At 51.4% G+C, this 24,495-nt stretch carries 19 protein-coding genes; 10 read left to right on the plus strand and 9 right to left on the minus strand.

Annotated features, from left to right (window positions below; translation table 11 throughout):
* Nucleotides 1–410: 410 nt before the first annotated feature.
* Entirely contained in the window at nt 411–1,304 is an 894-nt protein-coding gene (miaA, locus tag BUA40_RS13425; protein ID WP_072801362.1) for a tRNA (adenosine(37)-N6)-dimethylallyltransferase MiaA, read from the minus strand.
* Between the two features lie 30 nt (nt 1,305–1,334).
* On the opposite strand from miaA, the gene BUA40_RS13430 reads away from it, so the two are divergent.
* Both BUA40_RS13430 and BUA40_RS13435 read left to right on the plus strand, forming a co-directional pair.
* Entirely contained in the window at nt 1,335–2,447 is a 1,113-nt protein-coding gene (locus tag BUA40_RS13430; RefSeq protein WP_072801363.1) for a divergent polysaccharide deacetylase family protein, read from the plus strand.
* Nucleotides 2,448–2,460: 13 nt separating this feature from the next.
* Nucleotides 2,461–3,189: a pyridoxine 5'-phosphate synthase gene (locus BUA40_RS13435; protein ID WP_072801364.1), complete on the plus strand. Its 729-nt coding sequence runs from the start codon at nt 2,461–2,463 to the stop codon at nt 3,187–3,189.
* Here the strand turns inward: BUA40_RS13435 and truA are convergent.
* From truA to BUA40_RS13450, 3 genes are all read right to left on the minus strand, one after another.
* Entirely contained in the window at nt 3,186–3,938 is a 753-nt protein-coding gene (gene truA, locus BUA40_RS13440; protein ID WP_072801365.1) for a tRNA pseudouridine(38-40) synthase TruA, read from the minus strand. The two genes, BUA40_RS13435 and truA, sit on opposite strands and share 4 nt — an antisense overlap.
* Nucleotides 3,938–4,897: a hypothetical protein gene (locus BUA40_RS13445; protein WP_072801366.1), complete on the minus strand. Its 960-nt coding sequence runs from the start codon at nt 4,895–4,897 to the stop codon at nt 3,938–3,940. The genes truA and BUA40_RS13445 overlap by 1 nt, the downstream gene beginning before the upstream one ends.
* 269 nt (nt 4,898–5,166) lie before the next feature.
* Nucleotides 5,167–6,528: a GGDEF domain-containing protein gene (locus tag BUA40_RS13450; RefSeq protein WP_072801367.1), complete on the minus strand. Its 1,362-nt coding sequence runs from the start codon at nt 6,526–6,528 to the stop codon at nt 5,167–5,169.
* A gap of 89 nt (nt 6,529–6,617) precedes the next feature.
* Here BUA40_RS13450 and BUA40_RS13455 point away from each other — a divergent pair, with 89 nt between their 5' ends.
* Entirely contained in the window at nt 6,618–9,191 is a 2,574-nt protein-coding gene (locus tag BUA40_RS13455) for a TIGR03960 family B12-binding radical SAM protein (protein WP_072801368.1), read from the plus strand.
* 22 nt (nt 9,192–9,213) lie between these two features.
* Here BUA40_RS13455 and BUA40_RS13460 read toward each other — a convergent pair whose 3' ends face one another.
* Entirely contained in the window at nt 9,214–9,426 is a 213-nt protein-coding gene (locus BUA40_RS13460) for a DUF6812 domain-containing protein (protein ID WP_072801369.1), read from the minus strand.
* A 127-nt stretch (nt 9,427–9,553) separates the two neighbouring features.
* On the opposite strand from BUA40_RS13460, the gene BUA40_RS13465 reads away from it, so the two are divergent.
* The 3 genes from BUA40_RS13465 (at nt 9,554) to BUA40_RS13475 (ending at nt 13,030) form a co-directional block, all read left to right on the plus strand.
* Nucleotides 9,554–10,348: an LOG family protein gene (locus tag BUA40_RS13465; RefSeq protein WP_072801370.1), complete on the plus strand. Its 795-nt coding sequence runs from the start codon at nt 9,554–9,556 to the stop codon at nt 10,346–10,348.
* Between the two features lie 76 nt (nt 10,349–10,424).
* Nucleotides 10,425–11,525 carry a protein kinase domain-containing protein gene (locus BUA40_RS13470; RefSeq protein WP_072801371.1) on the plus strand — a complete coding sequence of 367 codons (1,101 nt, stop codon included), beginning with the start codon at nt 10,425–10,427 and terminating at the stop codon, nt 11,523–11,525.
* Nucleotides 11,526–11,572: 47 nt separating this feature from the next.
* The gene (locus BUA40_RS13475) at nt 11,573–13,030 is read left to right on the plus strand and encodes a hypothetical protein (protein ID WP_072801372.1); all 1,458 of its coding nucleotides are present in this window, start codon (nt 11,573–11,575) and stop codon (nt 13,028–13,030) included.
* Nucleotides 13,031–13,128: 98 nt separating this feature from the next.
* Here BUA40_RS13475 and BUA40_RS13480 read toward each other — a convergent pair whose 3' ends face one another.
* The 3 genes from BUA40_RS13480 to BUA40_RS13490 all read right to left on the minus strand — a co-directional run bounded on the left by BUA40_RS13480 (nt 13,129) and on the right by BUA40_RS13490 (nt 17,774).
* A complete protein-coding gene (locus tag BUA40_RS13480) occupies nt 13,129–15,477 on the minus strand; it encodes an Ig-like domain-containing protein (RefSeq protein ID WP_072801373.1) in 2,349 nt (782 codons plus the stop codon).
* A gap of 210 nt (nt 15,478–15,687) precedes the next feature.
* Nucleotides 15,688–16,896 carry a CIA30 family protein gene (locus BUA40_RS13485; protein ID WP_255369321.1) on the minus strand — a complete coding sequence of 403 codons (1,209 nt, stop codon included), beginning with the start codon at nt 16,894–16,896 and terminating at the stop codon, nt 15,688–15,690.
* 29 nt (nt 16,897–16,925) lie between these two features.
* Nucleotides 16,926–17,774, minus strand: coding sequence for a TIGR02147 family protein (locus BUA40_RS13490; protein ID WP_072801375.1), 849 nt, complete (start codon nt 17,772–17,774; stop codon nt 16,926–16,928).
* 178 nt (nt 17,775–17,952) lie between these two features.
* Between BUA40_RS13490 and BUA40_RS13495 the strand changes: the two genes are divergently transcribed.
* The 4 genes from BUA40_RS13495 to BUA40_RS13515 all read left to right on the plus strand — a co-directional run bounded on the left by BUA40_RS13495 (nt 17,953) and on the right by BUA40_RS13515 (nt 24,231).
* Nucleotides 17,953–19,602 carry a glycosyl hydrolase gene (locus tag BUA40_RS13495; protein WP_072801376.1) on the plus strand — a complete coding sequence of 550 codons (1,650 nt, stop codon included), beginning with the start codon at nt 17,953–17,955 and terminating at the stop codon, nt 19,600–19,602.
* 107 nt (nt 19,603–19,709) lie between these two features.
* On the plus strand, nt 19,710–21,074 hold the full coding sequence (locus tag BUA40_RS13500) for a hypothetical protein (protein ID WP_255369322.1): 1,365 nt from the start codon (nt 19,710–19,712) through the stop codon (nt 21,072–21,074).
* 179 nt (nt 21,075–21,253) lie between these two features.
* Nucleotides 21,254–23,167 carry a formylglycine-generating enzyme family protein gene (locus tag BUA40_RS13505; protein WP_072801380.1) on the plus strand — a complete coding sequence of 638 codons (1,914 nt, stop codon included), beginning with the start codon at nt 21,254–21,256 and terminating at the stop codon, nt 23,165–23,167.
* Complete coding sequence (locus tag BUA40_RS13515; protein ID WP_083585424.1) at nt 23,167–24,231, plus strand: histidine phosphatase family protein; 1,065 nt, start codon at nt 23,167–23,169, stop codon at nt 24,229–24,231. Before BUA40_RS13505 ends, BUA40_RS13515 begins: the two co-directional genes overlap by 1 nt.
* Before the next feature lie 70 nt (nt 24,232–24,301).
* On the opposite strand, the gene BUA40_RS14705 is transcribed toward BUA40_RS13515, so the two are convergent.
* On the minus strand, nt 24,302–24,495 hold a 194-nt coding region (locus BUA40_RS14705; protein ID WP_143149814.1), incomplete at its 5' end, for a hypothetical protein.

Here is a 24,495-nt window from a genome sequence, read left to right on the forward strand (position 1 = left end):
TGCATGTATAAGACACGCCACCAGCGTTCGTTCTGAGCCAGGATCAAACTCTTCATTAATTTTTAAAGTCTTGGTCCCGTTAATCACGTTCGTATAATTGACTTTCCAAGAAATCTCTTGGACCCGTCACTAAGCACATCTCCGATTCCTTCAATCTACTCAGCAACCTCTCGGGTTGCTGTCCCTTGATCGCGGCTTACTTGGTTCTTCGCGTTTAGCGTTTCGTTTTCGGCCGTCCCTCTCAGGAACGACGCCAATTATAGAATTTTCAGGAACATTTGCAAGGGTGTTTTTGCAGAAAAAATCGCATTTTTTTCTTATTTTCGCAAAAAACGGGAATAACACGACTCTTTCGCAAGGAGTTCCCCGAGAATTCACAAACTATTCACAACTTTTTTGAAGGCGTTGGATTAATTTTTCTCAAAAATGCCCAAAATTGTCTGCAATGGGGCATTTTCCATGTCAATAGAAGTACAATCCATCTGTCCACGGAACCATGTAAGCTGCCTTTTAGCATAGTTACGGGTCTTTTTCTTGACTTCTTCGATAACTTTTGCCATTTCAGAGGCACTTTGCGCCTGCAAAAGCTCGCGATAGCCCAAGCTCTGCCAGGCCGGAGCCGTGAGCGGAACAATCTTTGAAAGTTCCCGGGCTTCTTCTAGCCAACCGTCTTTCATCATCTGGTCAACGCGCTCATTGATTCTTTTGTACAAAGTATCACGTTCGCGCTGCAGCCAGAACACAGGCAACGAGCCCATTCCACCTTCACGTTCTTTCTGGTATTCCGAAAGTTTGCGACCGGTCGCCTTGAATACTTCTACCACGCGAATCAATCGCTGCACATTATTCGGTTCGACACTTTGTACAAGTTCAGGATCAATCCCCATCGCCATTTTATACAAACTATCAGCACCTTGAGTTTCAGCAAAAATTTCCAATTCACGACGGACACCTTCGGGCACCGCAGGAATCTTGGGAAGTCCAAGCATCAGGCTTTGCAAATAAAGCCCTGTACCTCCGACCAGGATATATTTCTTTTGCGGATTCAAATACAGCAGGTCCTTAACCGCCGAACAGAACGCCCCCGCAGAAAAGGACTGCATCGGATCAAGAAAATCGACCAGGTGATGTTTCACTCTCGCAAGGCTAGCCGCATCAGGCTGCGCCGTACCAATACAAAAGCCTCGGTACACCTGTCGGGAATCTACTCCGATAATTTCGGCATCGTAGTGTTCCGCAAGTGCAAGCGACAGGTTTGATTTACCGATTCCCGTCGCACCAACCAAGGCAAATAGAATAGGCATACCGGCAATTTAGTTATATTAGCACCTATCATGGGAAAAATGAAACACGTTGTCGCCATAATAATCGTTCTGGCAGTCTTAATCGGAGGCTTCGTCTATCTGCTACCCAAGCTTTCCGAACTGCCGCTACTCAATGGCATCAAAGGCTCCAAACCATCTAGCGCCGACACCACCGAGATTCAATCTTCTACCCAAGATACGCTTCCCTTTGAAGAAAGAATGCAACGGGCTCTGGACCCTCTGGAAGTCAGCTATTCCAAGCGCAAGAAGCGCCACATCTGGACCATGGGCGGTGGAGAAACCGTCATCACCTATCTTTTGCAGATGCAGCGCTTTGTAAAAAAGGCGGGCGGAAAAGTCCTCTACATGGAAGAACTCTATAACAACAACGAAGTCTTCCAGGCTGCCAGAGTGGACTTGCTCAAAGACAACGGAGATTCCTTAAATATCGAAATCCAGGTTTCCCGCAACGAATACAAGCTGGGAGCATCGCTCCTTGCTGTCGCATTTGAAGTTACCCAACTGTCACCAGAACTGGTTACAGCACTCAACAAACTCGGATACGCCTACGACTTGTTGATTCCGCCCTTCGGTTTGAGTGACGACGAATACCGTTTTTTAGACAAAATAAACAACAGAAACATAACCCTTTGGCTTACCCTTGAATCGACCAAGCTGAACAAGGCACACAACAAATTAAGGCCTTTGCGTATTCACCATACCGAAGAGCAAATTGAAGCCGTTATTGGAGATGCCTGTACCAAATTCCCCGAAGCGAGAGGAATCGTTTCACGCTATGGTGAACAAGCTGTAGAACACAGACAGCTCCTGCAGGCTATTTTGAAACCGGCAAAAGGCCACCATCTTTGGTTTATGGATATTTCTGCAAACAAGCGTTCCATTGTTCCGCAGGTTTGCAAGGAACTCGGAATGACCTGCAAAGACGCCATGGCCTACAACCCCGAGAGCAGTTCGCTCGACGATTACACGAAGGCTAAAATCAGGGAAGCAAAGCGCAACGGACTTGCCGTTATGATTTTACCTTTGAACGCAAGCAACATTAACAAATTGAGCGATTTGCAGGAAAAAGTAAAGTCCCAAGGTACCACGCTTATAAATTTATCTACCTTTATGAAGAAATGACAAGGAGTCTTGTATGACCGTAAAACTTGGATTTAACGTTGATCATATCGCCACTATCCGTGAAGCCCGCAAGATTTGCGAACCGGATCCGATTGCCGCAGCCGTGCTTGCAGAACTTGCAGGTGCCGCAGGCATTACGATGCACTTGCGCGAAGACAAGCAACACATCCAAGACCGCGACGTACAGCTGTTGCGCAGAACCGTCACCACCAAGATGAACTTGGAAATCAGTGCCGCCCAGGAAATGGTCCAGGTTGCCATCAATAACCAGCCCGACACCGTGACTCTGGTTCCCGAAACGCACACGGAGCTTTCCACCGAAGACGGCCTAAACGTGGCAGCCAAGGCCAACGACCTCATCAAGCCGGTCATGACCCTGAAAAACAACGACATTTCTGTAGGCGTGTTCATTGACGCCGAAACCGAACAGGTCAAGGCAGCCAAGAAGATTGGTGCAGACTTTGTCGAATTCAACACCGGCAAGTACGCCACTAGCTGCACACTCGGAAGCGCCGAAGAAGTGGAACGCGAAATTTCCGCCCTTGAAGACATGACGGTGCTCGCCCGCAAGTACGGACTCAAGGTGAAGGCCGGACGAGGCCTCAACTACCGCAACGTAGCCGCCATCGCCGCTATCGAAGGCATTGACGAAATCATCGTCGGCCACAGCATCGTAAGCAAGGCCGTCATGGTCGGCATCGATCGCGCCGTGCGCGACATGGTAGACCTGATTAAGGGCTAATAGTCCTTATACTCTACATTCTGAAGTACAAGCCCTTGGGGCGGCGCCCATGTGCGTTCGCCCTTAAATTTTTTCTCGAAAATAGTCTGCACCGTTCCGAGGGGAAGCTTGCCGCGACCCACGTCAAACAACGTTCCGACCATGGCGCGCACCTGACGGTGCAAGAAACGATTCCCCTTGATATGGAACATGCAGCTCCAGTCGTTCAGACGTTCGAGCCTGAATTCCGTAAGGATACAGTCCGTTGACTTTCCATCGTTTCGAGGAATGCAGAAATCAATAAAGTCATGATGTCCCAAGAAGGACTCCGCCTCCTTAGCCATAGCATCCAAATCGAGATTCAAGGAACCGCACTCCCAGCCGAAGTCGCGCAGCAGCGCCACGGGACGAGTATAAATGGTATACTGGTAATACCGGCTCAAGGCGTCGTAACGCGAATGGAAATCTGCCGCACAGGGTTCAAGATCGCGAATGCGAATAAGCCTTTGTGTAAGGCCGTTGATTGAACGGACTAGCTTACCGCAATCAATTTCGCCGTCATAATCAAAATGCACACACTGCCCACGGGCATGCACCCCTGTATCGGTACGACCGGACCCGGTAATACGCACCGGCACACGCAGTGCAACCGCAAAAGCCTCTTCGAGTGCAGACTGAACTGTAACGAATTTGGTCTTTCCGCCTTCGTTCTGGGCTTGCCAGCCATAAAAAGCCGACCCCAGGTATTCACAGCGGAAACGATAACGCATTAGCCCATGGCTTCCTTGATGACCGCTTCCACCTTTTCCTGAGAAATCTTCAGGCTAGAGGCAATAGCCGAGGCCGGGAAGCCACGACGGGACATCTGGAGAATCTTCACCTTTTCGTTGGACTCGCGGTCAAAGCGCGTAATTTCAAGGGGGCTTTTGAGGTTCGGGTCGCCCGTAAGGTTACGGCTCTGGGCACGCAGTTTCATGGTGCGTTCACGGGAGAGTCCGCGAGGAGCACGCAACACATCGGAAAGGTTCTGCATGGCAGAAGTAATCCGTTCCTTAGCCGTAGGCCTGAGTGCGGGCTTGCTATCGGGAGCACCCGTCAAAATCTTGTTTTCGGGGACGCCATTTTCGTCTTCGAATTCCACTTTCGGATTTTCGTCGGAAGGCGATGCCTTGGCTGCAGCAGCCTGAGCCATCGTTTCACGCTTCTGCGCCGCATATTCTTCGGCATCAGCAATAATGGAGCGCTTTTCGCGGCGAGGACGGGGCGGAATGGTAGCATCGTCGAGGATAGCCTTAGGTTCCTTGAACCTTTCTGCCTTGATGGCTTCCATACGGCGAGTAATGATTTCCTGGCGTTTCCTGAGAACCAGGACCAGGATTGCCACGCAAACGCCAATAGCCAAAATACCGCCCACAACCCACTTGACGATGTCGGAGGTGCTGGAGGAAGTATTGGCAGAAGCTCCATCTGCAGATTCCGTTGCAGGAGCGACACGCATGGAGGAAAGTTCTTCCCAGGCAGAGTCCAATTGCAAACGAATCGTTACCTGCTGATCGGGGTTTGCCTTCGCGCTCCAAAGCGCATGTTCCAGAGAATCAATTTTAGAGCGTGCTGTCAGATAGGCGTCGGCATCAAAGGAGCCCCGGGAACCGGAGAAGTCCATTAACAGATAAACAGCCAAAGCGGAAGCCAAGACGAGCAACACGATGGGAGCTAAAAATTTTTTCATAGCCTAAAAATAGTAAAAAAAAGAAAATATGCCCAACATGACTCGTTGAGAATGTTGAAGATTTCTCAACGCTTTTCAAGAAAGATAGGCCAGCCGCCCCTTTTTTCAAGCCTTCTTTTTCTATCTTTTTGCTCAAGAACTCTTTGTTCTCCTCCTAACCCCCAAAAAGCTCAGCTAACGCAAGTTAGCTGAGTTTTTTTTCATAAGAAAAATCTGCAAGGCCCAAGGCATTGCAGACAAATTAACAAAATCCGTTTGAAAGCTTTATTCTAGCGCTTTTTGCCTAATGCATCAGCGAGAATCACACGGTTCGCTCCAGACTGGATAGCCATCTGCATGGATTCGCCAGCAGCCATCAGCAGGCCACGAGCATCGCCCGCATGGACAGGCATTACGGCAACGCCGATGCTAAGGGTGGTTTCGAGAACCGTCTCACCGTAGGCAATTTTGAGCTGGGAAATTTCATGACGGATACGTTCCGCACGGTCCCTCGTAATCTTGAGGTCGGCACCCGGCAGAATCACGCAGAACACTTCACCCTCGTAGCGGCACGGGATGTCTTCGTTACGAACGTAGCCAGGCAGGCGCTGACCCAGTTCCCACAGGAGCTGTTCCACCGCATGGCGGCCGCGCTGTTCCTGAATCTGAGCCACGGCATCCGGATAAAGCATAATCAGGCCGATCGGAGAACGATGGCGGGTCGCAGCAGACACTTCACGGACCAGGGATTCTTCCATGTAGCGGCGATTAAAAAGTCCCGTAAGGCTATCGCGAATGCTATGCTGTCTATAGCGGGCGCTCAGGTTCTGATTGGCGACATAAAGTCCCAACGTGGTAGCCACTGCGCTCACCTTGGCATGCCAGTCATCCATAGATTCATTATCGGGCAAGACATCGGTCTGCAGCGAGAAAATGCCGAAATGCTCTTCGCTACCTTCAATAGGAGCACAGAAAGAAACTCCATGAGGATGGAGGTGTAAATGGGTACAACCGCCATTCAAGCTAGGGTTCGAATAGTCCGCAATGACAATATCGCCGGCATCAAAACTGGCGCATTCCACCGGGCGAATGACATCATCGCTAATGACCGTTTCACCAAAAGAGAGTACCTTGTGCAGGTCCGTCTGGGTTCCAGCATACATGTACAAAATTCCAGAAGCATTGGGGAACAGCTGCGGGAGCAATTCTTCCAAAGACTTGATCACCTCGGGAACCGGGCGATCCTTCAAAAGGCAACGGGTATATTTCTTCCAGGCATCCAGGGGGAACTTAACGCAAATTTCGTCCACTTTCTTGGCGAGCGCTTCCTTGGAAGAAATCGCACCCGTCGGAAGAGGCATATCTTCAGGTTCAGGCTGAGCAGCAAGGGGATCGGGACTGGTCACCGGAAGTTCCGAAGTCATGGACAGTTTTGAATCCTTGATGGAATAAAGAGCTTCGTTAAAGTCCTCTTCGGCAATGTCAAGCTTTCGCTTGCACACATTGTAGAGAACCAGACCAAGGACGGCGCCCCAGGCCCCAACGAAAATGAACTTTCCACCTATAGAGACCGTCGTTTCGGGTACGAAGTACGAAATGGCGACTCCTGCGATAAACGCAACCAGCCAGAAGAAATAAGTAAACATACTCATATAAATAAATGTAGCTTAAAAAGAGAAATTGTTGACAACCGACTCATAAATAACCGCAAAAAAACAGGAACTTAGCTAAATTTGTAAATATGACCATTCTTGAAAAGATTGCCCTTGCCCTCCCCGCCGTCGAAAGTCCCGCCAGATATATGGGTGGCGAAGCGAACAGTGTCGTAAAGGACCACAGCCAAATGCTTTGCCGCATGGCGTTCGTGTTCCCCGACAAGTATGAAATCGGCATGAGCAATAACGGAATCCGTATTCTGTACCATGTCATTAACCGCGAGCCGGACTTGCTGTGCGAAGTTTCCTTTGCTCCGTGGGACGATATGGCGAAGGAAATGGAAAAGTACGACATTCCGCTGTATAGCTACGCAAGCTATACGCCGGTGCGTGATTTCGAAGTGGTCGGCATGACGCTCCAGACGGAGCTCAACTTTACGAACGTGCCCTACGTGCTTGACATCGCACGCATTCCAGTGTGGCAGAAAGACCGCCGTGAAGAAGACCCGATTTTGGTCGCAGGCGGCCCCGCCATGGCAAACCCCGAGCCGGTCGTAGACTTTTTCGACGCCTTCATGATCGGTGACGGCGAAGATATGATTATCAAGTTCCTGCGCTGCGTGGGCGAAGGCCGCAAGGCAAAACTTCCCCGCGCCCAGATTCTAGAGAATTTGTCTAAAATCGACGGCGTGTACGTACCGAGTCTGCGTCCCACCGTCACGAACGAATTTGGCGACATCGTTCCGGCTGAACCCGCCAAGGGCAGCTACCAGAATACAAACGGTGTACGCAGGCAGTTTATTCCGGTGATGGACCCGAAGAACTACCCCATCAAGAACCTGATTGCGAACATGCAGCTGGTGCACAACCGATTCAGTGTCGAAGTCATGCGCGGTTGCGCCCAAGGCTGCCGATTCTGTCAAGCCGGCATTTGGTACAGACCTTGCCGCGAACTCGACCCCGATGACGTATTGGATATTGCCAAAGCTGGCATCAAGGCGACCGGCGAACGCGAACTCGGACTTCTTTCGCTCTCCACCGCCGACTACAAGCCGGTGGAAGGTTTGACGGACTCCATCATTGACGATCCGTTCTTCGACACGGTAGACGTGAGCCTTCCGAGTATCCGAGTGAACGCCTTCGGCGAAACGCTCGCCCAGAAAATTTCCGCCCTCAAGGGAGGCCGCAGTGCGACCTTCGCTCCCGAAACAGGTTCCGAACGCATCCGCAAGATGATCAACAAGACCATCAGCGACCAGGACATGTACAACGCCGCCGAGCACGCCTTCAGTAGCGGTTTCAACAAGATTAAGTTGTACACAATGATCGGTTTCCCGACGGAAAACGAGCAGGACATGGAAGCGTTCTGCAACCTGATCGAGAACCTCGTGAAAATCGGTCGCAAGTACCTGCGCGGATGTCAGATCGCCGTGAGTATGGGTATTCTAATTCCGAAGTCCTTCACCGGGCTGCAATGGGCTCCGTTTATGGACAAGGAAACCGCCCTCAAGCATATCCGCTACGTACGCGAAAGATTCTTCAGGCACCCGAACGTGAAGGTGAACTGGGCCGGTTGGGAAACCAGTTTCCTCGAAGCCATTTACAGCCGCGGCGACCGCAGGCTCGGCCCCGTCATTTACGCTGCCTACAAGAAGGGAATTATCTTCGAAAGCGACTCCTATCGTTTCGATTTTGAAAAATGGCAGCAAGTCTGGGAAGAATGTGGATACGACACCAGCTGGGTGTACCGCATGCGCGAAAAGGACGAAGTGTTCCCGTGGGATTTCATTCACGCCGGCACAAGCAAACAGTACCTGCGCGGCGAATGGGAGAAGGCCTTCAAGGAAGACTCCGCACCGGTGCCCAACTGCAAATGGGGCGACTGCCAGAAGTGCGGCATTCCAGGCTTCGGCGCAGAAATCAAGCTCGCTAACGACCCGGTGCGCCACAAGGCTCCGAGCCGCACGCCCGAAGAAATCAAGAAACTTGTCGCGGAACGCCGCCCCACGCAAAAGAGCTGCCATAGCTACAAGATTACATTCAAGAAGACGGGCCTCAGCCGATTCTTGCCGCACCAGAACATGCTCAGTTTCTTCGAACGCACCTTCCTTTGCGCAGGCATTCCCATCAAGTTCAGCGAAGGATTCAGCCCGAAACCACGCATTTCGAACATGGGCGCACTCCCGCTCGGTCTTGAAACCTACTGCGAAGTCATCAGCGTAGACCTTCTGCAGCCGCTTGATATTTCCAAGGAAAACTTGCCGAAGATCATGGCCGAACTTTCGAGGCCGTTCCCGCGCGGCATGGAAATCGTGAACATCGAACCGCTCAAGGAAAAGCTTTCGAAGCACATGCCGACGGCAATGATTTATTCGTTCACGCCCGACGCGATTCCAGATGGCATCATGGAGAAGTTCGAAAACAAGACGCTCCCCGTGGTATTAAACCACCGCGGTCAAGAAATCAACTTGAACGAACACTTACTCGGAATCCAAATTGCAGGCGAAGCCATCATCACCAAGGTGAAGTGCAATAACATGGGCACAACCGTGAGCCCGTTCAACATTTATGCCGCACTGATGGGAGTGGAATTCGACCCGAAAAAACTCGACGAAAATTCTCGCCGCTATCTCATCAAGAAAATCGCAATGGAATTTTAAGGAGCCCTAGCCGATTCGGGATTTATTCAGCCGGGAGAATAATCTCGATATGGCTGGTGCTCACATTGAGGAAGTGCGTACGGAACAAGTCCTTTTCGCTCTTGTCGCTCACGCGCACCTGCGTCACAGCGATAAAGTCTTTGTTTTCGCGGATGTAGTCCGTGAGACGTTCATCGCGGAGCGTATCGATTTCGCCCGTGATAATAAAGCTGTCGGTCCAAATTTTTACTAGCATGTCTTAAATATAAAGTTTTTTTTGTTTGCAAGCAGAAAAAAAGCGTTTTTTTGTTGCTTTTTGCCATTTTGAGTGTATTTTAGGGATATAAATTAGCAGTTGGGCAAACCTAACCAAGGAGTTTACCATGGCAACGAAAAAAGTAATTAAAGCGACCCCCGGAAAGATGATTTACCACAATATGGAATTTATCGACAGTGATGTCGGTCGTCCCATCAGAATCATTGCAGAATTCATGGGTCCTTCCTTGATTTTTGCTGAAGAAGGCGTGAAAAATACCATCGTGTTCTTCGGCTCGGCGCGCACACTCCCCATGAGCGAGATTCTCAAGCGCCGCAAAAAATGCAAGAACGCCAAGGAACTGGAACGACTCAAGAAGCTCGAATCCGTAGCCGAATACTATGACGCCGCCCGCGAACTCGGCGCCAAGCTCGGGCGTTGGGCCAACAAGCAGCACAAAGGATTCGCCATCATGACCGGTGGCGGCCCCGGCATCATGGAAGCGGGCAACCGCGGCGCAAACGACGTGGGAACTTCTTCTGTTGGCCTCAACATCAAGCTTCCGTTCGAACAGCACCCGAACCCCTATATCGACGACGAACTGAACTTGCAGTTCCGTTACTTCTTTATCCGTAAGTACTGGTTCATGAAGATGGCTAAAGCGCTTGTGGTGTTCCCCGGCGGCTTCGGCACCCTCGACGAAATGTTCGAACTGTTGACTTTGATCCAGACCAAGAAATACGGCGACCGCATGCCCGTCGTGATTTTTGGCAAGAAGTACTGGAACAAGGTCATCAACTGGAAACATCTCGCCGACACGGGAATGATCGACAAGGACGACCTTAAGCTGTTCCATTTCTGCGACTCCGTTGACGACGCTTACAATGTCATTACAACGGCCCTCGAAAAGACAATGGAATAAATAAACAAGCAACTTATATGCAAGGTGTCGCTCGGCGGCACCTTGTTTTGTTTTGGGGATTAGCTATCTTTGGGGCATGATTCGAAACTTTCTGGCAGAAACATTAGATCGAGTATCTAGAAACTTGGCTCTCCGCCCGAACTACACCATGGAAGAATACCAGCGGTGGTTCGACCAGAATCCCGAATACATGCACAACGGCGCCATGCAGCACATTCAGCTGATAGAGCCCCTAACGCTCGAAGGCACCAACAACCTTTACCGTGCCCAGTACTGGCTGGAACACCCGAACGACCCCAGCCGCTACGTGGAACAAGAAATTGTCGTCAAAATTTGCAAGTTCTGGGCAAGCCCCGGCAAGAACAGGCTCCACCGCCTGAACAGCCTCTTGAGTGCCTTCCAGGACGAAATCCGCATCAACAACCTGATTCACGCCACCAATATCGAAGGCGTGGTCCAGAGCATGGGCGGCGGCATTGCCGGCAGACACCCTTACCTCAAGATGGAGTTTATTAAGGGTTGCTCTCTGGATAGGCTATTCAAGAAAGAACTAAGTGACGACGAAATCCTGCACCGAGTCGCCCAACTCGCCTACCTGGCAAACACCATTAGCCAGCTGCATTACTACCAGGTGGTCCACAAGGATTTAAAGCCCAAGAACCTTTTGCTTTGCCAGAATCCGCAGCACAAGAACAATCACAAGATTCTCGTGTGCGACTTCGGTTACGCCCAAGCGAAAATGCGTGACACCATTACCGAATACGGCGGCCAGATGACGCCTTGCTACAGCGCCCCCGAACAGGCCATCATGGGCGAAAACCTGTCGGCCTCGGTGGATTACTTCAGCTTCGGAATCATCGTGCACGAATACCTGACCGGCGAAAAGCTGTTCCCCCACGCCATGGACATCTTTATCGAAGACGGCTACCGCATTACCGACCGTTACCTGGAATACCTGAAGACCGGCCGCGAAAACCGCTTTAGCGACCCGCGTTTCCCGGAACTCACGGAGTGGATTGACAACCTCACCATTTTTGACAGCTTTGAACGCATGCAAAGTTGCCCGAACTTGTTTGATATTGCTCACAAATTGCGTGAACGTGTAAACGCCCAAGGATACCGCGACGTGAATACGGATTTCTTGTGGAACCAGCTGCGCGAATACAACCGCTTTTAAGAAAAATAAAATTTTCATTTTCAAGTTCATTAGTATATATTCAGGATATGAAACCTTCTATCCTGAATTTTTTTGCTCTCTTGAAAAAAGTCAAGCCCGTCCACTATCTGGTGGTCGCGGCTGTTATCGCACTTGGTGTCTTTAATGCCGTTACTGCGGTCATGCCGCAAATCAAGCAAGACCGCTACGAAAAAGGAATCGTCAAGTCCTTTGACAAGTGGTGGGAAGAAGAGGGGGCGAACCAATTCAAGGTCGTCGGAATCGAACCGACCGAAAAAGTCAAGCAAGAAGAATTTGAGCAGTTCCGCAACAGGGCCTTTGCACTGAAGCCATCTTACATCGTCGAAGACCGCGTTGAAGTCATGAAAAAGGATTTCCGCGAATGGTGGGAAATCAAGGGTGGCAAAGAAGAATTCACCCAAAAGAACAACCGTTACCCGAGCGAAGCGGACTTTAGGCGCGAACAGACCGAATGGATCGACAATTATACCGACAAGTTCGTGCGTTACAATATGGCGTTTATTCCGAAAAAAGAACACTACGACAGAATCTTGACCAGCTGGATGCTGTTCCCCAGCGTTTGGAGCTATGTTCTGTTTGCCGTTTTCTTCGTGTTTACGCTCGTACGTCTGGAAAAGCGTTGGCAATGGTTTATTCTTTGGGGATGCATTGTCGGCTGGGCGCTTGCCGGAGGCGTCTTGGTGAGCGTCCTTACTAGCACGAGCTTCTTTGACCATTACAGCGGCGAGCGCTACATGGGTATGAGCCTTACCGTAGCATTCTTGCTTGGCGCTACCGCATTCGCTCCGCGAAAAGATTTGACCTCGCAAGCTCTTTCGGCCGTTTGCTTCATGGGTCTTTTACTCGACATGGCTGTCAACTGGTTCGTGAACCCCAATATTTTCGGTGCTGTCACGGTGCTTTCACCCATCGCATTCGGTGCAGGCGCTTTTGCCGGATTAAAGATTGAAACCCGTCGCAAGACCCGTTTCGAACTCAAGCAAGAAGCATTGCAGGAACGAGCTCGCCGCATTGAAAGGCGAAACCCCATGGCCGAAATGAAGGCCAAGACGCGCACCATGATTCAATCGGGTATCGAAAACGCCAAGGGCGGACGCCCTGAACAGGCATTCAGTTTGCTGACTCAGGCGATGGTACAACTTTTGCAGGAACATCCCGTCGACAAGGCTTTAGTGCTTTCTTTGGTAGACAGCATGAACAAGCTCTACATTGAAATCTCGAGTAACCAGTGGCTTGAATGGGGCGAAATTGCCAAGTCGAAGAATGCGCCAGAAGCCGCAATCGTTCTCTTGAAAAAAGGTCTTTCCCTTGAGAAAGACAAGAACTTCGCAAGGCGCGCCCTTTATACTTTGGGCGAAACTTGCGTAACGAATAAGATTGAACTTGAAGACGGAATCAAGCGCTTGCAGAAAGTCATCGAGATGAATTCGACCGACATTCTTGCAAAGCAAGCGCAAAGAATCCTGGACAACGTCCAAAAGTAATTCGCCGAGCGAAGGCAATAGGCAGGAAGCCTATTGTCAGAGCGAAGGACGAACAACGACTTACTAATCCTTTTGGAGTTCTCTCTTTTCGTTGTTCGTTATTGTATATATCGGCGCTTGATAGTGCCGCTCTTTGTATATTCCACCACCATCACATGCGCGGCAGGCATCTTGGCAGGTTTCTGGTAACCCGAGAATAGCGGGCGGCCTTGCAAGTCGAAGATGCGATAGAAGGCCGTTTCTGCTTCGGGGGCAAGATTCACACGCTGGGCAATCGCAGTCGTGCTACTGCTAGATCCTTCGACTTCGCTCAGGATGACACTGGAGGAAGATTCTGCAACGCTCGACGAAGAATCTACACTCGACGACGATTCCGCGACTTCGGACGAAGACGATTCGGGCTCAACCGTTCCCTCGACCGTAAACGTGACGTATTCCGACATCCAAGTGAGCCCGGAGTTGTCCGTCACGACAGCAACGGCAGAATGCATACCCGGAGCAAGGCCCTCGGCATTTACCTGGTAAGGCGACGCCGTCGCAGAGCCGACTAAAGTCGTTCCGACATAAAAATCAACCTTCTTGACAGAGCCGTCGTTATCCTTGGCAGTGGCACTCAAGGTGACAGCCTTGCCGGCATCGAACTTGGCCCCTGCAGAAGGCGCTGTCATGGAAACACTTGCAGCCTTGTTGCTCTGGCCAAAGCCCTGGTTGTATTCGGGCATCCTGCCGTAGCGGCCTCCCACACCTGCTAGGCTCGGGATTTCTTTCGGGAGATTTGCAACGGTGCGTTTTTCGAAACTGTAGCTCGGGTTGAACGTTTCTGCCTGCGGAACGCCCTGCGTCACCGTACCGTTGTAGCGGTGCTGTTGCTTAGTGCCGCTCCCGAACGTGACTCCACTAAAGTAAACGTAGCCGTTGTCGCCCCATTCGGCGAGGTAACCCTGGCCGTTATCGATATAGCTATTCTCGTAGCGTACGTAGGCCTTCGCGCTTGCACTATGGCCGTTTGCACCCGCCACAAAGAAACGGTTGTAGTCCACATACTGGTTGTACAAATGCACCTGCGAGCCGTTGTTTTCGCCCGTCACCTTCGGCACGCGACCGTAGGTATTGTGCCAGTAGTTATTTGCATAAGTCAGGTGGGCATCTTCGACAAGTGCCATGTAAGGGTCGGTACCCCAGCAGTTGTATTCGTTCGCGCCGTCAAAATCCAGGTAGCTGATGGTGGCATCGTCCACGAATTCCATGTCCATGCCGTCACTGATCCACTTGTAACTGATGTGATCGGCCCAAAAGCCCTTCACATGCTTCGAGGCTGTACCTACTGTTTCGAGGCCATCGCCACCTTCGATCAAGTGCGGGTTCACGTCGTAAATGGCGAGGTTGCGGTAGATGTGGTTGTAAGAGCCCTCGTTACTGCGCACCACAATGGAGGCACCGCGCAGGTTTGCGCCGCGACCCATGCCCACCAAAGTCTTGTTGGGCTTGGTGGTAATCCAGTTGCTCCACGCCTGCAGATTGTCCGATTCCTTCACGATTTCGAGTCCGGATTCACCGAGGCTCGCGCAGCTATTTTTCTCGAAGGCGATGCGGTAGAACTTGTTCGTCTTGCCTGTCACGCGGTTCGTCTCGCCACAAGTCGTGCGGCACCAAGTACGCCCTTGCTTGTTCGCCTCGGTCACCGCATTGCGCATTTGCCTAAAATCGTAAGTACCTTCGGGCACAAGAATCGTCACGGCGTCATTACTCTGCAAGTACTTGCGGATGCTTGCGGAATCGCTCGCGAAAACGATATTGCCGGCATCGCCGCCCGTCGTAGAAGCGCCGAAGCCTTCGGCCTTCACGTTGAACGTGAAAAGCAGAACCGCTGTCGGATCCGTTTCGGCAGAAGTCCAAATCCACTTGGCTTGCGTGTTTGCAGCAAAGCCGGAAAGCGCCGCCCCGCTCGGGAGCTTGTTGCTTGCGTAGTTAAGGGTTGTCGCACCGCCCCACTGGCTAAGGTCGCGGCCCTTGTTTTTCCACGAGTTGTTGCTCACTGCAGGCTTTGATTTCCAACCACTGCCGGAATAGTAAGACTTGTCCAGGTCGTCAATCTGCACCATGACGCCCGGAGCACCCTTGCCGTTCACGCCCACGACCGAAATTGCATTTTCACCGGGAAGGAACGTCATCGGCACAAAGCGCACGCGGCCCGCCTGGTTGTCCTGTGCAAGGAGAGCGCCATTGTGGTAAAGTCTGTAGCCGCCATCGGCCACAATCCAGATACCCGGACCTTCGCCTGCGTTATAAGTCGCGGCAACCAACTGCGAACTGACCTTGTCACCACCGCCATAAGCCGATTCCGACGGAAGCGTCACCACCTCTGTCGCCGGAATTGCGGCGGTAGAAATTCCAAAAAGCGAGACAACGCCCGCCAAAGCCAACCCAACATCCTTTTTTACTCCCATTTTTTCCTCTTTTTGTAATATTGCCTTTTATAATCTAATTTTGGCACTTTTGTTTTCAAAACGTTATCCACCAAGCCCATTAATATGTGTTTGGTTGTTGACAACGATTGTAAAAACCCGTTTTACGCAAAAAAAATACACTCCTATCGGAGTGCTGGGTAGGGTTTTCGAAATTTAGGGTTGTCCGCGGACTACGGCCGAAACCGTCTATTATTCAATCGAGGCAACCCCTTCGAATACAATTTCATCTATTTCCAGGAAAGATCCGTTATAGATAAAGATGCTGAATATGCCAATTTCGCTTGAGATTTCGTCCCAAGAGACTTGGTAATTCTTACTGTCCACTATTTCTTCGCCTGGGCGTAAGACCAGTTCGGTCCATTCATCGCTCGCCTTCGCAAACCAAAACGCCTTATTGTAGTTATTATTCTCGATTTGGCGGTAATGTTCAAGCGCAACGGCAAACATGCAGTCACCGCGAACTTTCAGTCGGAGGGCCGTGAGCGCACTCAGGTCGTAATAACCCGTATCGAGGCCAAGACGCGTCCCGAGCATGACATAGCCCGTATCTTGGATGGTAAACTTTAACGAGAGATATTTGCCACGGGCTCCGTCATCTACGAGCGCCCCTGCAAAACCACCCACGCTGTCGGGGCTTTCAAAGGACGCTCCCTTGTGCGGTAGGTAGTACCAACCGTAATTCGGGTATGTTTTCGCCAGATTGTTCAGATTGTCGCCGTCATCAAAATCCTCGAAGACGAATTCGTGAGTCAATTCCTGGAACCACAGGAGCGTGTCAACAGAAGTGCCCGCGTCAAGCGAAATATCGCCAACGGGCTGACTATTCGCGACAATGGTATATAGACCCGCCGGAACATGCGAGAAGACAAACTCGCTTCCGTTATTTTGGGCCCAATAGGGAGTCGCGTCAAGCATCAAAGTTTTGCCCAAGGTTGTAGAGTCCGTGGAGGCCGCCCCGGTGCGTACCGTAAGCGACACGGACGGCAAGAGTTCAATTTCATCGGCCATGGAATCGACCGCATCAAGTTTCGTCCACACCATCAGCGAGGAGTCCTCGCCGGCAATTCCCTCGACATAGCACCTTGCATCCTGGCACTGATCCGGCAGAGTTTCAAACTGTACCTTTCCGGAATCATTCGCAGTAGCGGTTTCCAACGCAGAAACATAAGACGGGAGGAACTGCGTCACATCCTGGACTTCGGACGGGCTTTCCGCAGAAGCGGCTCTAGGACGCTGGTACAAGGTAACACGCGCCTGCGGAATCGGCTTGTGAACTCCATCAAGCGCAACGACCGCAATCCCGTTCGTCGTTTCGCTCGTGGCTCCGGCAGTTTCAGGGCCGCTGTCGGAACAGCCCGAAAACGCCGCCAGAATCAGGCCGAGCGCGAAATAAAACAATTTATGAATCCTAAACACCTGGAACATTTTTACCGTTCTTCCTTTTTCATCATCGGGAATAACTGGAAATTTAATTGATAAACACTGTCGCAAATTTGCGAAGGCATCGCATTGACCACATTTACGATGGATTTTCGCGTTTCGGCGAGGATATCGCGGATTTTTTGGATCTGTTTTGAGTCAAGCGCCATGGTGAGCGTGCTGATATCGCGCTTTTCCTTCGGTGTGTTGGCTATCGAGTCGCGCGCCAGTTCCGCAATACGTCCCTGATAGTCGCTAATGGTGGCACTCAGCCAGTGTTCCTGCGTGCGGAGATGCGCCTCGGTGGGTTCCACGCGGCCATCCTTGCGTTGGCGGGCGAGTCCCAACTGCAGCAACGCCTCGACCGCTTTTTCAACCTGCGTAGCGGTAAGTTTCGGAATGCATGTCTCGGCGAGTGCGGCGGCATTTTGCGGGCCCCGATAATCAAATACATCGAGCGCCGAGCGAATCATCGGATAGTACCACTGTTGAAAATAACGGTAGCGAGCCTCATCAAGTTCGCGGCACGCAGCGGGGCGCATTTTCTGGAGTATTTCAAAATGTTTGCGCACCTCTTCGTCGGTCTTTGCCTTGCCGTAAGCGACCATTTCGCGGAAATATTCAGCCTTCGCCTCTTTGAAACGGAACAATTCAACGAATGGTTCGACACCTTTCGAAGACACATGACGCTTCCCCTGCAAGATTTTCACCAGGAGACTTGCGTCCATGTCCACAGCCGACGCAAAGACCCGATAGCTGAAGGTCGGATCAAGCGACTTTTCGAGTTCGTAAAAGTCCTGCAGGAATTTACGGTAGTCGGTGTAATCGTATATGTTGATTTTGTTTCTTGCGAACATGGTTGACCCGCCCCAATAATATAGTTTCTATTATCAAAATAATCTATTTTCGCAACTGCTTTTTAATGTTTTTTTTCGGAGTTGTTGACATTTTTGTCCACGCCCTCCCCAAAAAAAACTCCTCGAAATGCATTCACAAGCATAAATTTAGGGTACAATGGTGTATCAAGGAGTTTGAATGTTTAAAAGATATACAGTCGCAATTCTTGCGGCAACCCTCGCAACAACAGCTTTCGCCACCAAGTACGAAGCCGAATCGGCAACCGTATCTAGCGAGGCAAAAATTGTCAACAGCAGCGGCGTCTCTGGCACAGGGTACGCAAGCCTTCAGGAAGGCACAATTACCTTCACGGGAGTCACTGTTGAAACGGCAGGTAAATACACGCTTACTATCCGCTACAAGGCGGGCGATTTCAAGGCAAACTACCTCAAAGTAAACGGAGCGACCGCAGGCACGATTGACTTTGCAGCAACGACCGGATGGGCAGACGTTACAACGGCCGTCACGCTCAAGGCGGGCACAAACACCATCGCCATCGAGAAATACTGGGGATGGATCGATGTGGACTACATCGACATTTCTGCCTACGAATCCGCTCCCTTCAAGCTTTCTGCGACCCCGGTTACCCCGAACGCGACCGAAAGTGCGGTAAAGCTCTACAATTTCTTGCGTGAAAACTTCGGCAAGAAAACAATTAGCGGAATCATGACCGGCGACATGAGCGGCTACACGCAGGGAGCCGACTTCAAGACCCACGACGACGTAAAGTACATCTACACGCGCACGGGCAAGTACCCGGCACTCGTCGGCCTCGACTTCCTGTTCGCAACGGGCCCGAACGCTTCCGGTAGCTGGAACATGGAATACACCGACAAGGCGATTTCTATAGCGAAGGGTCTCTGGAAAGCGGGCGGCATTCCCGCATTCACCTGGCACTGGAAGGATCCCCTCGACAAGAAGGACGCATTCTACATCCAGAGTGCGGCAGGGACCAACGAATATACGGACTTCGACTTCTCTACCGGATTCAAGAGCGGCACCACCGAATGGGACACCGAAAGTGCGGCCTACAAGGGAATTATCGCCGACATTGACCATATTGCCGATTACTTCCTCGAATTGCAAAAAGAAGGCGTTGCAGGCATCTTCCGCCCCCTGCACGAAGCGGGCGGCAAGTGGTTCTGGTGGAGTATCAATTCGGGCAAGCAGTTCGCGGCACTATACCGGCTCGTCTATGACCGCATGGTAAATGTCAAGGGGGTCCGCAACATGGTTTGGGTTTACAACCCCTCCACCGACGACGTGAACGGCTGGGACCCGGGCGACAGCTACTACGACGTGCTCGGCATAGACATCTACAACAGATCAGGCGACAACTCCAGCAACGCGGCAAGCTTTGACGGCCTCAAGGCAAAGAACAAGGGCAAAAAGATACTCGCCCTCACCGAGAACGGACCCATCCCCGACGTAGCCAAGATGCACGAGGACGTCTCGGTATGGAGCTGGTGGATGCCCTGGTACCACACATGGAACAGCAAATTCATCGACCAGACTCCCGACGCTGTATGGAAAAGCAACATGGAGGACGACCGCATTTTGACCCTCGACAAGATGCCTGGCTGGGACAAATACAAGCCCAACCAGGATACCTCTACGACGCGTCTTGCAAAGGTATCGCCATTCTACGGCCCTGCAACAACAATCGGCATCTTTGACATGAATGGCCACTATGTGGGACTCACTACGCAGGGACTTCCGCAGGGGCGCTACATCGTGCGTCAAAGAATCCAGGGACGCAACTTGAATGCGGTATACATCAAAAAATAACTATTGAGTCGGTTTCAACGAATTTTACAGGCGACGCGAAAAAAATGAATACACAACGGGGGTTGGAGTTTATTTTTGGAGCGTCGCTTATTTGAATTGGAGTGTTTATGGGATGTTTTACTTTAAAAATGACGAACACAACCGCAGCTTTTTTGTTATGCGGAATGTGCGCCTCTTACGGGATTACCCCGAACAAGTTGGTTTCTGGCGGTTTGCCGGCTCATACAGGAACCACAACGACAGATTACCTGACGGACGGCTACTTGACCAACTGGAAGAGTAGCAGCGCCAAGGAAATCGCGTTGAACGTGGGCGAAGGCCCCAAAAAGCTCTTGATCAACTGGGAATCGTTCGGCGATTGTGCCTGGGCGACCGATTTCACGAGCGGTTGCGGCCACTCGGGCGTCGCACTCTCGAATTTCAAGATTTTGACTTCGGCGAATTCCACCGACGGTACCGACGGAGACTGGGAAGTGGCCGCCACCATCCAGAACAACCCCGTGATGGCACGTGGCGTAACCATCGACTTTGCGGGCAAATCCTGGTTCAAGATCGTAAGCGAAGGCGATGTGGGCAAGCTTCTTGAAATCGAGGCATTCGACATGAGCGCAGGCGGAACCGACACCTGGTTCTTTATGGGCACAAGCATCAGTCAGATGGGAATCAAGCAACAGGATACCGATTCCACCACGGCGCAGCTCATTCATGCAAAGTTCCCGGAATACACGCCCGCCATGTTGCGCGGCGGCATTGGCTGCATCAACAGCACCGAAGTCGTGGAACACCTAAGCGAATACCTGGAATACGCTGGCAACGTCAAATTCTGGGCAATCGAAATGGGTACCAACGATGCCTGGGGCGGTGGCGATTGGAACCTGAACACCTACGTGAGCAACATGCAGACGATTATCGACTCTGCAAAGGCTCACGGAATCACGCCCGTGATTGCACGAATTATCGCGACCGATTCCGCAAAGGCGGGCTGGCAAATCAATCCGGCATTTTTGGAGGCTGTCGACAAATTCGTCGAAGATAACGACCTGCCGCAGGGTCCTGATTTCTACAGTTACTTTAAGGAACATCCCGAATTGTTGGCGAGCGACGGTGTACACCCGAATGGCGACACGAAGGGCGGGCAAGCCATGCACCACTTGTGGGCAGAAGCACTGGCGCCCTTGTACGCTGTAGGTGACACTGCCGCCAAAACGCCAGACTCCTCCACGACTTTAAAGATGTCAGGCACGTTTATGGTCCCCCGAATTTACGCGCAAGGCAAGAATATCTTCGTTGAGGGCAACTTACTAAATGTAACCTCCGTAACCCTTGTTTCTGCAACGGGGCAACTCATTTCCCAAAAGGCCCTTTCTAAGAATTACGGACAAGTACAATTTGAAAACATCCCGACGGGCCAGTACATAGCCATCATCCGAGGCCAAAACGCAGTCCAGACAAGTACCGTACAGGTAAAGTAAAAACACAAATCTTCTTAAACCAAACAAAGAGGCACCCCGAACGGAGTGCTTCTTTTTTTTGAAACGCAAACATTGGTGTTGACACAATTGTCCACAGTAAAAGAATAAATAACGCCTTTTCCTTTTAGTTTAAGTTTATATTAAAACCGGTTAAGGATGTAGACTCGATGGGGGTGCGCATGCACAAGTTTTCCTCGGGTGTTATAGCGGTTACTTTTATCGCCGGGATGTTTGGAGGTTGCTCGGAATCGCCCGAAAGTGGGTTAACTCCCCCCACCGAGGGCGATTCCTCAGCAACGAATTTTCCGGATTCGTCAAACGCTGATTCTCCTCAGGAAATCAGCTCCGAAACCGCTTTCAGCGCAGCCGATACCCATTCTTCGAGCGGACTCACTGAAACAAGTTCATCGGACGTCTTTTTTGTTAGCTCCTCCTCGTCTGGTGAACTTGCTGTCCCTCCAGGTTCATCAAGCGGAACCGGATTTTCATATATTGCACCTGCAAATTTTTCCGACACTGTAAACGGCGTCTTATTTGACATGATTCATGTTCCGGGAGGTTCGTACACACGCGGGTGTGACAACTGCGCCGAACAAGACAAAATTTACGAGACACCCGCGCACAAGGTAACCGTCAGCGACTACTTTGCCGCCAAAACCGAAGTCACGGTCAGCCAATGGAACGCCGTCATGGGCGGCAAGAAAAACGCTTGGGAATCAGGAAACGCCCCCAAAATAGGTGTAAGCTGGTTTGATGCGAATAATTTTGCTTGTAAATTAGGGCAATTGACAGGCAGGCAATACCGCCTGCTTACCGATGCCGAATGGGAATTTGCTGCTCGCGGAGGTAAGGATGGGATTGCCGACAGCTTCAAATTCTCAGGAGGCAACGCCATTGACGATGTCGCCTGGTATTCCGAAAACAGCGGTGGCAAGGCACACGACGTCGCCAGCAAGAAGCCGAACAAGCTCGGGCTTTACGACATGAGCGGCAATTCCTGGGAATGGGTGTACGACTGGCTCGTGGGTTATACTGCAGGCGACAAAGTCAACCCGGTTCAGCTCACAGGTTCTGGCAACAAGACGCGACGTGGCGGCAGTTACGGCGAACCCGCCGAATTCGCTCGGGTGAGCCGCCGGGCCATCCGTAGCCGCGATGGCGCCGCCGACATGGGATTTAGGCTAGGGGCCTCTACCGAACTTCCGCCGGGAATGATCAGCGCCTGCGAAGCGGCGAACCCGAGCGACGCGGTTTGTGCCGGAGACAAAAACCGCGACTGCCGCCTCATTACCGCAGCAGACGAAGCCTGGATCAGCGACGACTACACCGTTGTCATCGGCGAAGACGGAATTGCAGCCGTTTCAGGATTCCCGAACGTTTCCGGCCAATGGTACACGCTCAACAACCGCAGCTTTAACGTGGTCACAAAAACCGGAACCAAAACGTACGCTTACTATGTGTTCAGCCAAGATGAACTCACCATGATTAGTGACGACGGCATTCCTTACCGACTATACCGCCGTGTTGCAAGTGAAGCTAAGAACAAGGTAAGCCTTACGACCGTAAGCAACCCGAAAACACTGGAACAGTTGATCGCAGCCGTTGAGCCCGAGCGCTTCGTGACAGACGAACAGCTCGCCCACCCCGACACAAGCGTGCGCGACCCGCGTATTGCCGCTGCTAGCGGATACACCTGGTTCTTTGACGGGCGCTGTTGCGGAGGCAACCACAAGTACCGTTTCCATCTCGACAAGAGCGGCGACGCCGAATTCGTGGTAATGGACTACGACGACACTCATCACGAAAATATTCTTGCAAAAGGTCGCTGGTTCACCGTAGGCAACATCGGGCTACACATCGTGCTGAACGGGAAATACTTCAATTACCTCTACACCGTTGGCGAACGAACCATGAGCTACAGCGAATATATGCCTGCAGGCCCCATTTTCTGCCACATTTCATTCCAAAGCTACGAACGAGGTGACTTCCGCATATTCAACAAGACCCTTTACGACGACAAAGTCAAACGTCCCCGCGGCTTCAACGGCGAAAATCCCGTTTACGAAGCCGGAGATTATCAGTGGGGGTCATAATGCGCACGCACCTTTTCATCTTTGCCACAGCATGCATTGCAGCACTCACGGCATGTAACGACAAAGTATCTAATCCCGATATTGAATCAAGCTCGTCCGACCAAGCCTCCAATCACTCCTGGATACCCGTGTCGTCGTCCGAGCAAGATTCCCCGGAATGGTCGTCTTCGGCAACGCCTTCTCTGGCAATGTCATCCTCGGCCATTCCGGCATCCTCTTCCAGCGAGCCTATTTCGCGTGACCAGTCATCATCAACAGAACTGTCTGTCAGTCTTTCTTCTTCGATTGAGGAATCTTCTTCGTCCGCAATCATGGATACCTCTCCGGAAATCGTTTTGGACAAAGACGGATTCGCAACCATCGCCAATGTTTACAGGAGTCTCGCTCCCGACGAAAAAGCGGTATTTATCATCCGCCATTCCGAACGCGAAGCCGATGTAGCGCTAGAAACAGAACTCACTGCAAACGGGATCCAGATGGCACAAGACCTGGGGGCAACCCTCAAGAGCGACGAAGAATTCACATACGTCACTTCGGGATTCGTGCGCACGAACGAAACCGCAAACCAAATCTCGAAAGGACGCGGAGAAGCCCCACTCCCGAAACTCATCACGAATTACGACATCACCGGCAACTGGTTCCTGAAAATTTCGGCCGATTCCCTCGCAAAGCAAGCGACCGCGCTCGGCCTAAAGGGCAGTTCAATCGAACTGATGGCACGCTGGGCATACGAAGGCGGATACCCGGAAACATTTTACGAAATGGAGCCCCGCGCACAAGAATTCATGCAAGCGGTCATCCTGAAAAATTTATCCAAGTGGAAACGCATCACCATCATGGTATCGCACGACATCTTTGTGATGCCACTCGCCGTTTTCGGTTCACAGAAAAAGGTCGCTCTCAAGTATCACGAAGATTATCATTGGATCAACTACATCGCTGGGCTAGCCGTGATTGCCGACGCACAAAACAACTTGCGTTACATTCCTGTAAAAGGCGCAGAATCCGGCGTCATAGACTATTTGGCCCTCTATATGGCCGAACATAAGATTTACACCAAATAAAAAATATCCCCAAGCCACAGCAAAAAGCGTCCCGGCATTCGCCGGGGCGCCTTTGTTTGGTATCATCGATTTATCGGAAAATGTTTATTGATTTCGCTTCACGATAACTACCGGTCGACACTTTCACGATATAGGATCCCGCCGGCATTTGACTTAAGTCAAAAGAATGCGTATGCGCACCGGCATTCTGCACGCCAACCATTTCTTGGGCTATTAGAGCGCCAAAGCCCGTAAACAGGCTGATTTTCACATTGTCGCGCTGCG

The organism is Fibrobacter sp. UWT2, from assembly GCF_900142545.1.
In the GTDB taxonomy this organism is placed as follows: domain Bacteria; phylum Fibrobacterota; class Fibrobacteria; order Fibrobacterales; family Fibrobacteraceae; genus Fibrobacter.

What these genes read in the sequence shown, in the direction of transcription:
- BUA40_RS13475 (WP_072801372.1), top strand. Translation starts at nt 11,573, where the DNA reads ATGAAACCTTCTATCCTGAATTTTTTTGCTCTCTTGAAAAAAGTCAAG.
- BUA40_RS13430 (WP_072801363.1), top strand. Translation starts at nt 1,335, where the DNA reads ATGGGAAAAATGAAACACGTTGTCGCCATAATAATCGTTCTGGCAGTC.
- BUA40_RS13515 (WP_083585424.1), top strand. Translation starts at nt 23,167, where the DNA reads ATGCGCACGCACCTTTTCATCTTTGCCACAGCATGCATTGCAGCACTC.
- BUA40_RS13495 (WP_072801376.1), top strand. Translation starts at nt 17,953, where the DNA reads ATGTTTAAAAGATATACAGTCGCAATTCTTGCGGCAACCCTCGCAACA.
- BUA40_RS13455 (WP_072801368.1), top strand. Translation starts at nt 6,618, where the DNA reads ATGACCATTCTTGAAAAGATTGCCCTTGCCCTCCCCGCCGTCGAAAGT.
- BUA40_RS13500 (WP_255369322.1), top strand. Translation starts at nt 19,710, where the DNA reads ATGGGATGTTTTACTTTAAAAATGACGAACACAACCGCAGCTTTTTTG.
- BUA40_RS13445 (WP_072801366.1), bottom strand. Translation starts at nt 4,897, where the DNA reads ATGAAAAAATTTTTAGCTCCCATCGTGTTGCTCGTCTTGGCTTCCGCT.
- BUA40_RS13480 (WP_072801373.1), bottom strand. Translation starts at nt 15,477, where the DNA reads ATGGGAGTAAAAAAGGATGTTGGGTTGGCTTTGGCGGGCGTTGTCTCG.
- miaA (WP_072801362.1), bottom strand. Translation starts at nt 1,304, where the DNA reads ATGCCTATTCTATTTGCCTTGGTTGGTGCGACGGGAATCGGTAAATCA.
- BUA40_RS13450 (WP_072801367.1), bottom strand. Translation starts at nt 6,528, where the DNA reads ATGAGTATGTTTACTTATTTCTTCTGGCTGGTTGCGTTTATCGCAGGA.
- BUA40_RS13470 (WP_072801371.1), top strand. Translation starts at nt 10,425, where the DNA reads ATGATTCGAAACTTTCTGGCAGAAACATTAGATCGAGTATCTAGAAAC.
- BUA40_RS13460 (WP_072801369.1), bottom strand. Translation starts at nt 9,426, where the DNA reads ATGCTAGTAAAAATTTGGACCGACAGCTTTATTATCACGGGCGAAATC.
- truA (WP_072801365.1), bottom strand. Translation starts at nt 3,938, where the DNA reads ATGCGTTATCGTTTCCGCTGTGAATACCTGGGGTCGGCTTTTTATGGC.
- BUA40_RS13505 (WP_072801380.1), top strand. Translation starts at nt 21,254, where the DNA reads ATGCACAAGTTTTCCTCGGGTGTTATAGCGGTTACTTTTATCGCCGGG.
- BUA40_RS13465 (WP_072801370.1), top strand. Translation starts at nt 9,554, where the DNA reads ATGGCAACGAAAAAAGTAATTAAAGCGACCCCCGGAAAGATGATTTAC.
- BUA40_RS13435 (WP_072801364.1), top strand. Translation starts at nt 2,461, where the DNA reads ATGACCGTAAAACTTGGATTTAACGTTGATCATATCGCCACTATCCGT.
- BUA40_RS13490 (WP_072801375.1), bottom strand. Translation starts at nt 17,774, where the DNA reads ATGTTCGCAAGAAACAAAATCAACATATACGATTACACCGACTACCGT.